Annotated in this window: 15 protein-coding genes; 10 read left to right on the top strand and 5 right to left on the bottom strand. The window is 59.8% G+C overall.

The window, feature by feature from the left end; all coding sequences use genetic code 11:
• The first annotated feature begins 43 nt into the window (after positions 1-43).
• From Q1A34_RS13860 to Q1A34_RS13820, 9 genes are all read left to right on the top strand, one after another.
• A complete protein-coding gene (locus tag Q1A34_RS13860) occupies positions 44-535 on the top strand; it encodes a tripartite tricarboxylate transporter TctB family protein (protein WP_300035124.1) in 492 nt (163 codons plus the stop codon).
• Positions 532-2,034, top strand: coding sequence for a tripartite tricarboxylate transporter permease (locus tag Q1A34_RS13855; RefSeq protein WP_300035122.1), 1,503 nt, complete (start codon positions 532-534; stop codon positions 2,032-2,034). Before Q1A34_RS13860 ends, Q1A34_RS13855 begins: the two co-directional genes overlap by 4 nt.
• A 147-nt stretch (positions 2,035-2,181) precedes the next feature.
• Positions 2,182-2,559 carry a hypothetical protein gene (locus Q1A34_RS13850; RefSeq protein WP_300035119.1) on the top strand — a complete coding sequence of 126 codons (378 nt, stop codon included), beginning with the start codon at positions 2,182-2,184 and terminating at the stop codon, positions 2,557-2,559.
• Positions 2,556-3,626, top strand: coding sequence for a Rieske 2Fe-2S domain-containing protein (locus Q1A34_RS13845; RefSeq protein WP_300035116.1), 1,071 nt, complete (start codon positions 2,556-2,558; stop codon positions 3,624-3,626). Before Q1A34_RS13850 ends, Q1A34_RS13845 begins: the two co-directional genes overlap by 4 nt.
• On the top strand, positions 3,623-4,384 hold the full coding sequence (locus Q1A34_RS13840; RefSeq protein WP_300035113.1) for a hypothetical protein: 762 nt from the start codon (positions 3,623-3,625) through the stop codon (positions 4,382-4,384). The genes Q1A34_RS13845 and Q1A34_RS13840 overlap by 4 nt, the downstream gene beginning before the upstream one ends.
• On the top strand, positions 4,384-4,659 hold the full coding sequence (locus Q1A34_RS13835) for a hypothetical protein (RefSeq protein ID WP_300035110.1): 276 nt from the start codon (positions 4,384-4,386) through the stop codon (positions 4,657-4,659). The genes Q1A34_RS13840 and Q1A34_RS13835 overlap by 1 nt, the downstream gene beginning before the upstream one ends.
• A 109-nt stretch (positions 4,660-4,768) precedes the next feature.
• On the top strand, positions 4,769-5,473 hold the full coding sequence (locus tag Q1A34_RS13830) for an ABC transporter permease (protein WP_300036681.1): 705 nt from the start codon (positions 4,769-4,771) through the stop codon (positions 5,471-5,473).
• Positions 5,467-6,183: an ATP-binding cassette domain-containing protein gene (locus Q1A34_RS13825; protein WP_300035108.1), complete on the top strand. Its 717-nt coding sequence runs from the start codon at positions 5,467-5,469 to the stop codon at positions 6,181-6,183. Before Q1A34_RS13830 ends, Q1A34_RS13825 begins: the two co-directional genes overlap by 7 nt.
• Positions 6,180-6,986, top strand: a complete 807-nt coding sequence (locus Q1A34_RS13820; RefSeq protein WP_300035105.1) for a substrate-binding domain-containing protein — start codon at positions 6,180-6,182, stop codon at positions 6,984-6,986. The genes Q1A34_RS13825 and Q1A34_RS13820 overlap by 4 nt, the downstream gene beginning before the upstream one ends.
• A gap of 3 nt (positions 6,987-6,989) precedes the next feature.
• Here Q1A34_RS13820 and Q1A34_RS13815 read toward each other — a convergent pair whose 3' ends face one another.
• From Q1A34_RS13815 to Q1A34_RS13800, 4 genes are read right to left on the bottom strand one after another with little or no spacing between them, the layout of a single operon-like run.
• The gene (locus Q1A34_RS13815) at positions 6,990-7,484 is read right to left on the bottom strand and encodes a DUF6505 family protein (RefSeq protein WP_300035102.1); all 495 of its coding nucleotides are present in this window, start codon (positions 7,482-7,484) and stop codon (positions 6,990-6,992) included.
• Positions 7,481-8,185, bottom strand: coding sequence for a biotin/lipoate--protein ligase family protein (locus tag Q1A34_RS13810; RefSeq protein ID WP_300035100.1), 705 nt, complete (start codon positions 8,183-8,185; stop codon positions 7,481-7,483). The genes Q1A34_RS13815 and Q1A34_RS13810 overlap by 4 nt, the downstream gene beginning before the upstream one ends.
• Positions 8,182-9,249 carry an Mrp/NBP35 family ATP-binding protein gene (locus tag Q1A34_RS13805; RefSeq protein ID WP_300035098.1) on the bottom strand — a complete coding sequence of 356 codons (1,068 nt, stop codon included), beginning with the start codon at positions 9,247-9,249 and terminating at the stop codon, positions 8,182-8,184. The genes Q1A34_RS13810 and Q1A34_RS13805 overlap by 4 nt, the downstream gene beginning before the upstream one ends.
• Positions 9,250-9,447: a DUF6494 family protein gene (locus tag Q1A34_RS13800; protein WP_300035096.1), complete on the bottom strand. Its 198-nt coding sequence runs from the start codon at positions 9,445-9,447 to the stop codon at positions 9,250-9,252.
• Positions 9,448-9,541: 94 nt separating this feature from the next.
• Here Q1A34_RS13800 and Q1A34_RS13795 point away from each other — a divergent pair, with 94 nt between their 5' ends.
• Positions 9,542-10,276 carry a hypothetical protein gene (locus Q1A34_RS13795; protein WP_300035093.1) on the top strand — a complete coding sequence of 245 codons (735 nt, stop codon included), beginning with the start codon at positions 9,542-9,544 and terminating at the stop codon, positions 10,274-10,276.
• On the opposite strand, the gene Q1A34_RS13790 is transcribed toward Q1A34_RS13795, so the two are convergent.
• Positions 10,270-12,222 (bottom strand): 4Fe-4S binding protein, encoded by a 1,953-nt coding sequence (locus Q1A34_RS13790; RefSeq protein ID WP_300035090.1) that lies wholly within the window; start codon positions 12,220-12,222, stop codon positions 10,270-10,272. The genes Q1A34_RS13795 and Q1A34_RS13790 overlap by 7 nt on opposite strands.
• Positions 12,223-12,413 lie beyond the last annotated feature (191 nt).

Raw genomic sequence — 12,413 nt, 5'->3', positions numbered from 1 at the left:
CCCGGCGTTTTCGCCTCTAACGTTTCGGGCAGGGGGATGGCAGATGACAGAGTGGCAGGTGCAGATGCGACTGGGGCTGGGGGCGATCGCCGCGGCTTTGTTTCTGGTCTTATGGGCGATCCCGCAGTGGGTATCTTCGCCGAGCAACGTTCAGAAAATCATTCTGTCACCGCTTTTCTGGCCTTTTGCGCTGGCCGGGTTTACAGGTCTTGTCGGGCTTGGCCTGGTGCTGGGTGGTCTGCGCATGACGGATGACGGCAACCCGGTCAATGAGCCGACACAGGATGCCGGTGCCGCCTGGATGCGGCTGCTGGGCATGGCGGTTATCATGGCGCTGACGATGTTTCTGCTGCCGCGTCTGGGTATGGTTCTGACCTCCATGCTTGTCTTTGTCGCCACCGCCTTTCTGGTGCGCACGCGCCACCCGGTTACCGCAGTGGTCTGCGCTGTGATCATTCCGCTGGTGCTCTACGCCTTCTTTGCGCATGTCGCCGGAGTTGCGATCCCGCAGGGCAATTTTCTGAGGCTGCCATGAGTTTTCTCGACAGTATTGCCGCCGGCCTGAGTGTCGTTGGAAACATCGAAGCCTTTCTGGCGCTTTTTGTTGGTGTCGCCATCGGTGTTGTCGGCGGTGCGATCCCGGGCATGTCCGCAACCATGGCCGTTGCTCTGACCCTGCCGTTTACCTTTGCGATGCAGCCCATCACCGGAATCCTGTTGCTGCTGGGTGTCTACAAGGGGGGCATCTTTGGCGGGTCCATCCCGGCCATCCTGATCAAAACGCCGGGAACACCGGCCTCGTCGGCGACCATTCTGGATGGGTACCCCATGGCCGAGAAGGGAGAGGCCGGGCGCGCGCTGGGCATGGCGCTCTGGGCGTCCTGCACGGCGGATGTGATCTCGAATCTTGCACTTATTCTCTTTGCCGGGTGGCTGGCCTCTTTCGCGCTCAGCTTTGGCCCGCCGGAATTCTTCACCCTGATCCTCTTTTCACTGACCATTATCGCGGGTGTGTCCGGCAAAAGCCTGCTGCGCGGTGCGCTCTCGGCGCTGCTGGGTCTGTTGCTGGCGACAATCGGACTGGACCTTGTGTACGGCACCAACCGGTTTACCTTTGGCGATCCGAACATGATGGGCGGGCTGAATTTCATTGCAGTACTGATTGGGCTGTTTGCAATTCCTGAAATTCTGGCGATGGTCTGGCATCCGACAGCGCATGTGGGAACAGCGCGCAGTCTGGGCAAAAACTGGGTGACATTTGCCGACTACCGCCGCAGCTTTAAATCCATTGTACGCGGCAGTTTTATCGGCGTTTTCCTGGGGTCTATCCCCGGGATCGGTGCGGCGCCTTCGGCGTTCCTGAGCTATTCGGAAGCGCGCCGCACCTCCAAAAACAAGGAGAACTTTGGCAAGGGCGAAGTCGAGGGGGTTGCCGCGTCCGAGGCCGGGAACAACGGGGTTGCCGGGGCGACACTCATCCCGCTGCTGGCACTCGGTGTGCCGGGCGATGTGATCACGGCCATCATCATTGGGGCCTTTATGATCCACGGGCTGCAGCCGGGTCCGATGATGTTCATCCTAAATGTCGACATCATCTACGGGCTCTTTATCGGGCTGATCGTCAGTTCGGTCTTTTTGTTTGTTATCGGCTCCGTGGCGATCCGCGGCTTCAAATACGTGGCGGACGTACCCAAACGCATTCTGATCCCGGGCGTTCTCGTGCTGTGCATCTACGGAGTGTTTGCCGTAAACAATAACATCTTTGATGTTGGCGTGATGTTTGTGATGGGCTGGGTCGGGTTCATGATGGTACGCTATCGGATCCCTGCAGCGCCCTTTCTGATTGCCTTTATCCTGGGGCCCTTGCTGGAGGATAACTTCCGCCAGTCAATGCTGATGTCAGGAAGCGATCCGGCCATTCTGTTCCGTGGGCCGATCACCTGGTTTTTCTGGGGTCTGACCGTCCTGACGGTGGTTGCCATTGTGCGGGCGGGTGTACGGGCCGTGCGCGGTGTCTCGCTGATCGAAAAATAGTGGTTACTGAGCGGCTTGACCGACGCTGCTGTGCAACAACTGCGATAAATCAGTCCGTTCCCCGAGCGGCAGTGAAAATGTGATTTTGAATCCTCTGCATTCTGACGCACCCTGCGCGCAACAAACGCCACTTTTCCGGGGAGACCGATGAACGAAGCTGAAGCCATTTTGATGGGCCTGCGTGTCTGGGCAATGATCGGGGCTGTCGTGGCCGCAGTATTCCTGACCGTCGGCATGGACCGGATCGACGAGGATGCGCAGGGTGCGTATATTTTTCGACCTCTGCTGATCCCCGGTGTCCTTGTGATATGGCCGCTCGTGCTGTGGCGCTGGTATGTTTACGAAAGCGGGCGCGAGGTCTGGAGCAGGCGCTACGCACCACCGCGCCGCGCGCATTTCGCGGTCGGTCTGATCCTGCCGGTGGGAATTGCGGTCATTATTCTGACAGGTCTGGTTTTGCGCCAGACATGGCCTGCAGATATTGCCCCTGTGCAGCTGTCCACGGCCCAGGAGGTGAGCCAGTGAGCGTCAAATACATTCCCGTTCAGTGGAACAACAACAAATACATCTATGATGTCGTGATGCTCGCCGGCGTGGCGCTGTTTCTGTATGTTTTCCTGTACGCGGCACCGGGCCTTCTCAGTCATGAAAGGCCTGTCAATCCACAGGTTCACAACGCCCGTGCTTTCGGGGCCTGCGCCTTTGTGATGCTGACGGTGATCCTGTGCATCGGACCCCTTGCCCGTCTGGACCAGCGCTTTCTCCCGCTGCTGTACAACCGCCGCCATTTCGGTGTGATGACGGTTTTTGTGGCGATCACACATGCTTCGTACATCCTGAACTGGTATTTCGCATTTTCCAGTTCGGACAAATTCGAAGCGCTGCTGTTCGCAAATACATCTTATGCGCAGCTTGGCGGATTCCCGTTCGAGGTCTTTGGAATTTTCGCCCTCACCGTTCTGGTCATCCTGGCCGCAACCAGCCACGACTTCTGGATGAAGTTTCTGACACCTCCGGTCTGGAAACGCATTCACTACCTGATTTATCCCGCATATCTTTCAGTTGTGGCGCATGTCTCTCTGGGCATCCTGCAGGATCAGCAGAACCATGTATTCACTGTTATTTTCATCGGCGGAGCCGTCGCTGTGGGCGTGTTGCATCTGATGGCCGCCCTGCATGAACGCCGGGCCGATGCGGCCATTGCGGCCCGCGCAGCTGCATGGGTTGATATCTGCGATGTTTCAGAGATGTCCGACGGGTTCGCCAAGATACGGCTGCTGCCATCGGGCGAGCGCGTCGCCGTGTATCTGAACGACGGTACGCTGAGCGCAATATCCAATGCCTGTGCGCACCAGAATGGCCCGCTGGGCGAGGGGCGCATCATCGATTGTCTGGTGACCTGTCCCTGGCACGGTTTCCAGTACGATGTGACTTCCGGCCGTTCTCCTGCGCCCTTCACGGAAAAAGTGCCCACATACAACCTGCGCCTTGATGGCACACGGGTACAGGTGGACCCGGCTGCCAATCCGCCGGGCACCTACGTGGAGCCCGTGGCAGTGCCCGGCCATGCGCAGCAGGAGGCCCCGGCATGAGCGATAAAAACAGCCCGTTCTTTGTCGGATATCTCTCTGCGCCACAGGCATTGCGCACGTTTCTGATGGTGATCTGTGTGGTCTTTGTGTCCGGGCTTGCGGGTCTTGGGCTGGCGCTTGGTGTCGCCCAGGATGATCCGGGTGATGGGGCGTTCCGTTTTGACTACGGGCGTCAGACGGTTACCGGCGTGCTGGAGATGACGCCCTATCCCGTTGTGCGTGTGACCGAAGGCAATGAGCGCATCGCAGACGGGCAGACCCTTATGCTGTCCGGGCAAGGCAAAAACAGCATCATGACGCGCGCGAGCCCGCTTGAAGGGCAGCTGGTAAAAGTGTCAGGCGTTATCCTGGACCGCGGAGATCTGGAAATGCTGCAACTGCGGGGTGGGCGGAATGGCCTGTCGGCAGTTGAGGGCACTGCGCCGCAGATGCAGACTGAGCAGCTTGGCCGCTGGCGTCTGGCGGGCGAGATCTGTGACGGCAAATGTCTTGCGGGCGCGATGCGTCCCGGGCGCGGCATTGCGCACAAAGCCTGTGCCAACCTGTGTCTGCTGGGAGATATCCCGCCGGTGTTTGTCACCACACAACCGGTTGAGGGCCACGAATTTCTGTTGATCACCGGGCCCGAAGGCACTGCCTTGCCACCCAGCGCCTATCATCACGTCGCACAGTTCATCTCGCTTGAGGGCGATGTGGAACGGCGGGGCGATCTGCTGGTGCTGAAGATGGACCCTGCCACAGTGGAGGTTGTCAGATAATGCGCCGCGTTCTGACCCTTGCGTTCATGTGTCTTGTGACCGCGATTATCCTGTACCTGTCGCGTTTCTGGACATGGTCGCTCTGGCCGCGCTCCGGGCTCTTTGGCATTGAGGAACTGCGCCCTCAGGGCGGGTTGCTGGCGCGCTGGCTGAGTGGGACGGATGCGGCGCCCTATGAGCTGCTGATCTGGGCTGTGGGTGTTTTTGCGCTGCTCAGCCTGTTGCAGAAAATCTGGGACAAGCTGCCTGCAGGCAAAGATAAAGACGGGCACTGAATTCGGAACGCCGGGAAAAACCACTGGTGCGAGCGTTGCACAGGCTGCCTGATTGGCCTACTCATCCGGGACGCTTTTTGCAATTTCTGGTGCCCGGGCTGACCTGCACATGAACGATATCTACGAAGGTCTGGCAGCTGCATTCTGGCTGGTGATGACGCTGGATGCAGACCTGATCGAGATCAGCCTGCGCTCGCTCCAGGTCAGCCTCACAGCGCTGGTCATCGCTTCAGCTATTGCCCTGCCTCTGGGAACGCTGCTCGCGATCCGGCGGTTTCGCTATCGTCGCCTGACGATTTCGCTGCTGAATGCCCTGATGGGTCTGCCGCCGGTCGTGGTCGGGTTGATCGTCTACATTCTGCTGTCGCGTTCGGGCCCTTTCGGGGTGCTGGGGCTGCTCTTTACGCCCACGGCCATGATCATTGCCCAGGTCATCATCATCACCCCGCTGATCGCATCGATTACCCACCAGGCGATGCGGGAGCTTTGGGCCGAGTATCATGATCTCCTGATCTCGCTGAACACGTCCGGACGGCAGCGGATCACGACACTCATTCTTGACGGGCGGCGCAATCTGCTGACGGCCTCTCTGGCGGGTTTTGGCAGGGCCATCGGCGAGGTCGGTGCAATCATGATCGTCGGGGGCAATATCGACAACGCAACACGGGTGCTGACAACGGCCATCGCGCTCGAGACGGGCAGGGGGGATTTCGCTCTCGCGCTTGCGCTTGGTTTTGTGCTGATTGCACTGGCCATCGGCGTCAACATCGCGATCCACTGGCTGTCCAGAACAGAGCGGGAGGGGCGATGGTGACTTCGATTTTGCCTCTTGTGTTGGAAAACACCTCTGTGCGGCGTCGTGGAAAACGGCTGATCGGGCCTGTCGACTATGCGTTGGCGCCAGAGGGTCTCACCATCATCATCGGACCGAATGGCAGCGGTAAAACCACTCTGCTGCGGGTCATGCACGGGGTTGAGCGGATCAGCGAGGGCCGTGTCCGCTGGGCCGTGCCGGACGAGCACGCACAGCACCACCAGGCTTATGTGTTCCAGACGCCTATCATGCTCAGGCGCTCGGTCGGCGACAACCTGCGCTATCCGTTGCACCTGGTGAAAACACCACGCGCTGAGACAGAAGCGGCTGTGTCCGACTGGCTTGAGCGCATTGATCTGCAGGACAGGATGAAACTGCAGGCCACCCGTTTGTCCGGTGGGGAAAAACAACGCCTAGCGCTGGCGCGCGCATTGATCAGACGCCCTCAGGTGCTTTTTCTGGATGAACCCTGCGCCAATCTCGACGGTGCTTCGACCCGGGCCATTGAGGCATTGCTCAGCGATGCCCTTGCCGCCGGCACACGGATTGTGATGACAACCCATGATCTGGGTCAGGCGCGGCGTCTTGCCAGTGATGCGGTGTTCATGCTGCATGGAAAGATCGGGGCATCCGGCCCTGCACCACAGTTTTTCGACGCCCCGGAGAGCGCAGAACTCGGGGCCTTTCTGAGAGGGGATATCGTGGCATGATTGTCAGGTTGCTTGCCGTTCTGACGGCATCTGTGATTTCGGGCACTGTGTTTGCCGAAGAAGTTAAACTGGCTGTCACGACATCCTTTGAGAATTCCGGCCTGTCGGATGTTCTTTTGCCGGCAATCAGGGAAGACACAGGGATCGATGTGCAATTGCTTGTGGTCGGAACCGGTCAGGCCCTGCGACTGGGCGAGGCGGGCGATGTAGACGCCATTCTTGTCCATTCCCGTGCTGCGGAGGAAGCCTTTGTCGCGGGCGGCTATGGCACGCACAGGCGCGAGATCATGTACAACGATTTTGTCTTTGTCGGGCCGATTGACGATCCGGCAGCCGTTGGCATCGCCACGTCAGCTGCGGATGCCCTTCAGAAAATCGGTGAGGAAAAGCCTGCTTTCGTCAGCCGTGGTGACGACAGTGGCACACACAAGAAAGAGCTGTCGCTCTGGCGTGCGGCCGGGCTGGACGCAGGCAGTTTTACGGGCTGGTACCGCGAGGTCGGTGCGGGCATGGGCGCCAGTCTCAACACCGCATCGGGCCTGAATGCCTATATCCTGGCGGACCGCGCGAGCTGGCTGAATTTTGGGAACAAGGGGGACCTGGTGCTGCTTTACTCCGGCGATCCCGCACTTTTTAACCAATACGCCTATCTGCCTGTAAACCCACAGAAACATCCGCATGTGCAAAACGATCTGGTGGCGCAGCTGGAAACATGGCTGACGGGCGAACGGGCCGTTGAGCTGATCAACGGCTATACGATCGCCGGCGAGGCGTTGTTCACTTTTAACGCGGTTCCGAAATAGCGGTCAGTGCTGATGCGGCTCGTCATCCAGTGACCCGTGCACGGCAAACTGCTCAATGCCTGCATCCTGTGGTTCTATCATGCTGTAGGTTTCGCGCACGCCGGCATCGGTCAGTTCCCGTGTGACCGTCAGCAGCGTGTTGGCCGCGTGGTCATCACACAGGCTGATCATCTGGTTCAGTTCCTCAACGGCGACAGGCAGGGCCGCTTCGGGCGATGGTGCGCCATAGATGTCGACGAAGTGCTGAGCCAGTGCCAGTGCCAGTGCGTCGATTTCGTTTTGCTCGATCTGGGTGACGGCGACAAAACTGGTGCGACCAAAGGTTTCCACACCCATCCACCCATTGGTGAAAGCCTGTTTTGCCTTTCCGACCAGATCGCCTTCGGACCAGTTTGAAAACTCAAACCCGCCAGAGATACACCACTCGCCGGTTCTGGCAGGGCTGTGAAAGACCCGGGTGTCGCTGTCGTCAAAGTGAATGGCACGGGCAAGTTTCATGGGATGTCCTGCAGGGTATCTGTCATCGGTATGATGCTCGTCCGGCCCTCGTTCTGCAACAGCATTCCAAAGCCTTCATCGACACCCAGAAAGGTGCCGGTATGGCCGCCCCGTCGGGTGTCTTCGTTCAGGCCATGCACAATCCCTTCCCATTCCCGGTGCACCGGGCGCAGCCCCTCATCCATCCAGCGGTTGATCCAGACCAGCGTATGCCGCACCCATGCCTCCAGCAGATCGCGAGGGTCTGTTTCCGCGCAGCCTTCGGCGCTGAGCGATGTTACATCCGGGGTCAGCCCCGTTTCCTCGGTGCCGTCCGAAAATGTCAGATCCAGCCCGATAACCAGCCAGTCGGGCACTTCGGACGCATCTTTTGAGGATGCAACGGGTGTCAGTGCGCCGCAGCGCGCGCCGTTTACTCTGATCGTTCCCGACCAGTCCAGATGCACACTGACCTCGGGTGGTGCCAGCGCCCCAAGCGCATTCTGAAACCCCACGCCGCAGATGGGCAACATCACCATCGCCTCTGCCAGCGAAACCTCCGGTGCAAAAACAACAGCGGCCCGCAGGCGTTCGGGTCGGATATCCCACGTGACAAGACCGGCATCACAGCCCCGCCCGGCCTCTGCACAGGCAGCAGCCAGCGGATCGGCCCCGGCGGTGGCCATGCCGGTAAAAAGCGGTGGAAACTGAGGACTGCTCATGCCTTGCCGTCAGCGATCAGCCGCTTTGCCACATCCCGGAAAGCTGTCGCTTGCGGGCTGTCAGGTTTTGAGACGACGATGGGCGCGCCTCCGTCGGCTGCGATCCGGATGTCCAGATGCAGCGGTATTTCGGCCAGCAGAGGTACACCTATTTTCTCGGCTTCGGCGGCCACGCCACCATGTCCGAACACGTGCTCTTCGTGCCCGCAGCTGGAGCAGATATGCGTCGACATATTCTCGATCATACCCAGAATGGGCGTGCCCAGCTGGTTGAACATGTCAATGCCCTTGCGCGCATCCAGAAGCGCCACGTCCTGAGGTGTGGAGACAACAACAGCACCATCCACATGAAATTTCTGTGCGAGGGTCATCTGCACATCGCCTGTTCCCGGCGGCAGATCCACAATCAGCACGTCCAGCGCGCCCCATTGCACCTGGTTCATCATCTGCTGCAGCGCACCCATCAGCATCGGACCGCGCCAGACCGTTGCCTGATCATCGTTGGTCATCAGGCCGATGGACATCATGGTTACACCAAAATTGCGCATCGGCAGAATTGTCTTACCGTCGGGCGAGGCAGGACGGCCCGATACGCCCAGCATACGCGGCTGCGACGGCCCGTAGACATCAGCGTCCAGCAGGCCGACGCGGCGGCCTTCTGCGGCCAGCGCACAGGCAATGTTCGACGATACCGTGGATTTACCCACGCCACCTTTGCCGGAGGCAATCGCGATGATCCTGTCGACGCCGGGTACTTTCTGCGGGCCGGAGGGTTCAGCGCTGCGTTGCGGTTTCAGATCGGGCGGGGCTGCCGGGCTGCTGTGCGCTGTCAGCACAACCGAAACGTTTTCTGCACCCAGGCCCCTGAGTGCGGCCTCGGCGGTGTCCCGCACTTTGGTATATGTTTCGGCCTGTGACGGCGGCACTTCCACCACAAAACGCACCGCTCCATCGTCGCCCACCGTCAGCGCTTTGACCAGGCCTGCAGACATCAGATCAGAGCCGCTGACCGGATCTTCAATTTCTTTCAGTGCGGCCAGCACCGCCTCACGGGTGACACTCATTTATCCCTGCCCACCCGTGATCTGGCCTGTTACAACGTGTTCAATATCCAGCCCGTCGATGGTAAGAACGACGCGGGCTTCATAGGTTTTTCCGGTGGTGTCACCGGCGTTGCGCATCGCTTCCTCGATCGCCTGCTGCGAGGTCACACCGACCTGTTTGAGGAATTTGCGCATCGACATGTTGAAGTCTTCTGACATGGTGTGGTCCTTTTCGAGATCAGGATGAAAACTTGACGGTGGATAAAACGCCCGCCTAGGCTGTGTGCAATAGGGGCAGCACAGGAGGCGCGGCATGCGGAGATGGATCGGGGCGGTTGTCTGCACTGTGGGTCTGCTGCCCGGTGCGCTGACAGCTGAAGAGTTGCGGCTTTCCGTACCAGAGGCTTTGGAGGTTTCCGGTCTGGCGCAGTATCTCGTCCCGCGCTTTTCGCTCAAGACATCTGTGCGGATCACCCGCGTCGGGCCGGGCGAGGCGTCCGAGATGCAACTCACGTCCGGCGGAACAGCCGTATTCCAGGGGCCCGCGCAACGCTGGGGGCTGGAGCACAACGGTGATCCGCGCGCTGTTCGTTTTCTGGACTGGCTGCGTTCTGATGTGGGCAAGCGCACCATCGAGAGTTTCACGGCACAAGATGGTACGACCTATTCGGCCGAGCTGACGGCGGCAAAAGTCGAGATTGAGGTTTCTTTTGACGGCGACAGTGTCAGGGGCGAAAAGCTCTCGCTCTCGCTGTGTGGCAGATGCCATGTGATCAACGAAAGCAACAGGATGAACGGCATGGGGTCCACACCCTCGTTCCGCGTTCTGCGCGGCTTCAGTGACTGGGACCGGCGGTTTGCAAATTTCCACCTGCTCAATCCCCACCCCAGCTTTACGCAGATTGACGGCGTGACCGATCCCTTTGACCCGTCCCTGCCGCCGCCGATCGTGCCGGTCGAACTGACGGTCGACGATCTGGAGGCGATCCTCGCCTATATGTCGGGCGTGAGCCCGGCCGATCTGGGCGCTCCGCTGCAACTTCAGTGATCCCTGCGTTTGCTCAGATAGTCGTCGGTCGTGCGCACCTTTGGTTTTTCGCCGCCTGAGAACGGGTTGTTTTCAGAGTGGAACTGCGCCTGGATGCGGCAGTTATCACACATCTGGATCATGCGCGCCGCGTCTGTTGTGGCAAACATGTGATGGTTGCCTGCCAGCTTTTCCATAATCCGCTCAACGGTAGATTTCGTGCCAAAGAGCGTTCCGCACTCAACGCAGGCAAAGGGTTCCTCTTCGTGCAGGACCTTTTGGCTAAAGGCCTCATCCGTCAGGTTCAGGCGCGGCTCCAGCGTTATCGCTTTTTCCGGGCACACATTGCTGCACAGCCCGCATTGCAGACAGGCGTCCTCCTGAAACCTCAGCTGAGGCAGGTCAGCGTTGTCGCCGAGCGCGCCCGACGGGCACAGCGATACACAGGCCAGGCACAATGTGCAGGCATCTGTGTCGACCAGTACAGCACCGTAGGGTGCCTCTGCCGGCAAAGCGAGCAGTTCGGCGTCGGGTTGAAGCGTTTTGGCAGCCAGTCGCGTGACCTGGCGGCGTGTGCCCATAGGCAATACCGGATCGTGGGACAAAGCAGGTCGCTCAGCATTATAAAGGGCGTCGCTCAGCGCGTCAGGGTCATTCAGGTCCAGCAGACGGACCCGGTGCCCGCCTGAGACAGCGTTTGCCAGGTCCATTTCGGATTGCACAACGGCCCGTTCGGTTTTCGGCGCAGGCAGGATGCTGACAGATGTAAAGCCGCAGGCCAGCGCCGCAAGCATTTCCGCGTGTCCAAAACCAGCAAGGGCATTGACCTCAAGCGGGATAACATCCGCGGGCAACCCGCGACCCCAGCGCGCCGCCAGAGAAATCATTTCGCCGCCGTGCGCGTCATGCACCAGCAAACGCGGATCTGTTCCACCGGCTTTGCGAAAAGTTGAGGCGAGTGTATTCAGCCGTGAGAAAACGGTCGCAACCGGCGGGGCGTCATATGTGATCGCACCCGAAGGGCAAAGAGCAGAGCACGCGCCACAGCCCGCGCAGATCAGCGGATCAATCGCCACATGCTCTCCTGCCGATGTGATTGCACCTGTCGGGCATACATTCAGGCATTTGGAGCAGGCCGGTTTTTCTGCCCGCGAATGGGCGCAGAGCGAAGCTTCAAGCCGCACATAGAGAGGCTTTTCAAAGGTGCCGGTCAGCTGCGCCGCTTCCAGCAGCGCGCGCGACACATCGGCAGGGTTGCGCGGGTCCGCCCGCAGGTATCCGTCCCGCTTTTCATGTGCGCTGAAGCGCGGCGCGTCTCCTGACAGATCAAGCAGAATATCGCATTCGGTCATGGCACCGTCACGCGGCTCCGTCCAGACAGTATCGCCACGCCCGCCGTGCACAGGTTGCCGGAAGGCATCGATCCGCAGGCTGAACCGGCCCAGCGATCCGGTGGCGCGTCCGATACTTCCAGCCACAACATCAAAAGATGCAGCCGGATCAACCGTTCCAGGCGTGTCTGTAAGGACAGTTACGGGCAATGTCGCGCTGAGTTCGGCGGCAGCGGCCAGAGCCGCCTCTGCCGGTCCGGTTATCAGGCACAGACCCTCGGAGGAGATATCCAGCGTCTTCTCAGCCGGTCGCGGCAACAGCGCTTCGGCAACCAGAGCGGCGGTTTTCGGCTGTGCGGCTGTTGCTTCTTCACTCCACCCTGCGCGGTCGCGCAGATCAACAAAAGCGGGTGTCGGGACATTTACCTCATCGGCCAGATCACTGAAAAGCCGCGCCATCTGCTGGCAGGCGATCATCACATCGCCGTCCTGCATCAGCCGCGCGGTGTGATCGATCTGTTTGCCACAGGCGTCAGAAAGCGTGCCCGCACATTCCAGCCCGGTCACGCGCGAAATCACATCTGCGTCGGGCGACTGGCTGCCCAGGCAGTCACACAGGATCAGTTTGGTGCTCATGTCCTCTCCCTGTTTTGCCGGTCCGCAGGGAAATCCTCCTCCCGGTGGCGCGACGCTGCACAGCTATTCAGGTCTGGAGCCGGAGGTAAACAGGATTCGAGCACCAAAAGACGCAAAACATGGATAGCTTTGATTGTGTGCATTATATTTCCACCCGGAAAGGGCGCAGCGCATTTGCCGTTTCCGCCTTT

It is taken from the genome of uncultured Roseobacter sp. (genome assembly GCF_947491795.1).
GTDB lineage: Bacteria > Pseudomonadota > Alphaproteobacteria > Rhodobacterales > Rhodobacteraceae > Roseobacter.
Note: the sequence above shows the minus strand (reverse complement) of the source record. Positions and strands in the feature narration are given on the sequence as shown.

Coding starts and splice junctions, on each gene's coding strand:
- Q1A34_RS13860 (WP_300035124.1), top strand. CDS start 44: ATGACAGAGTGGCAGGTGCAGATGCGACTGGGGCTGGGGGCGATCGCC.
- Q1A34_RS13855 (WP_300035122.1), top strand. CDS start 532: ATGAGTTTTCTCGACAGTATTGCCGCCGGCCTGAGTGTCGTTGGAAAC.
- Q1A34_RS13850 (WP_300035119.1), top strand. CDS start 2,182: ATGAACGAAGCTGAAGCCATTTTGATGGGCCTGCGTGTCTGGGCAATG.
- Q1A34_RS13840 (WP_300035113.1), top strand. CDS start 3,623: ATGAGCGATAAAAACAGCCCGTTCTTTGTCGGATATCTCTCTGCGCCA.
- Q1A34_RS13835 (WP_300035110.1), top strand. CDS start 4,384: ATGCGCCGCGTTCTGACCCTTGCGTTCATGTGTCTTGTGACCGCGATT.
- Q1A34_RS13830 (WP_300036681.1), top strand. CDS start 4,769: ATGAACGATATCTACGAAGGTCTGGCAGCTGCATTCTGGCTGGTGATG.
- Q1A34_RS13825 (WP_300035108.1), top strand. CDS start 5,467: ATGGTGACTTCGATTTTGCCTCTTGTGTTGGAAAACACCTCTGTGCGG.
- Q1A34_RS13820 (WP_300035105.1), top strand. CDS start 6,180: ATGATTGTCAGGTTGCTTGCCGTTCTGACGGCATCTGTGATTTCGGGC.
- Q1A34_RS13815 (WP_300035102.1), bottom strand. CDS start 7,484: ATGAAACTTGCCCGTGCCATTCACTTTGACGACAGCGACACCCGGGTC.
- Q1A34_RS13810 (WP_300035100.1), bottom strand. CDS start 8,185: ATGAGCAGTCCTCAGTTTCCACCGCTTTTTACCGGCATGGCCACCGCC.
- Q1A34_RS13805 (WP_300035098.1), bottom strand. CDS start 9,249: ATGAGTGTCACCCGTGAGGCGGTGCTGGCCGCACTGAAAGAAATTGAA.
- Q1A34_RS13800 (WP_300035096.1), bottom strand. CDS start 9,447: ATGTCAGAAGACTTCAACATGTCGATGCGCAAATTCCTCAAACAGGTC.
- Q1A34_RS13795 (WP_300035093.1), top strand. CDS start 9,542: ATGCGGAGATGGATCGGGGCGGTTGTCTGCACTGTGGGTCTGCTGCCC.
- Q1A34_RS13790 (WP_300035090.1), bottom strand. CDS start 12,222: ATGAGCACCAAACTGATCCTGTGTGACTGCCTGGGCAGCCAGTCGCCC.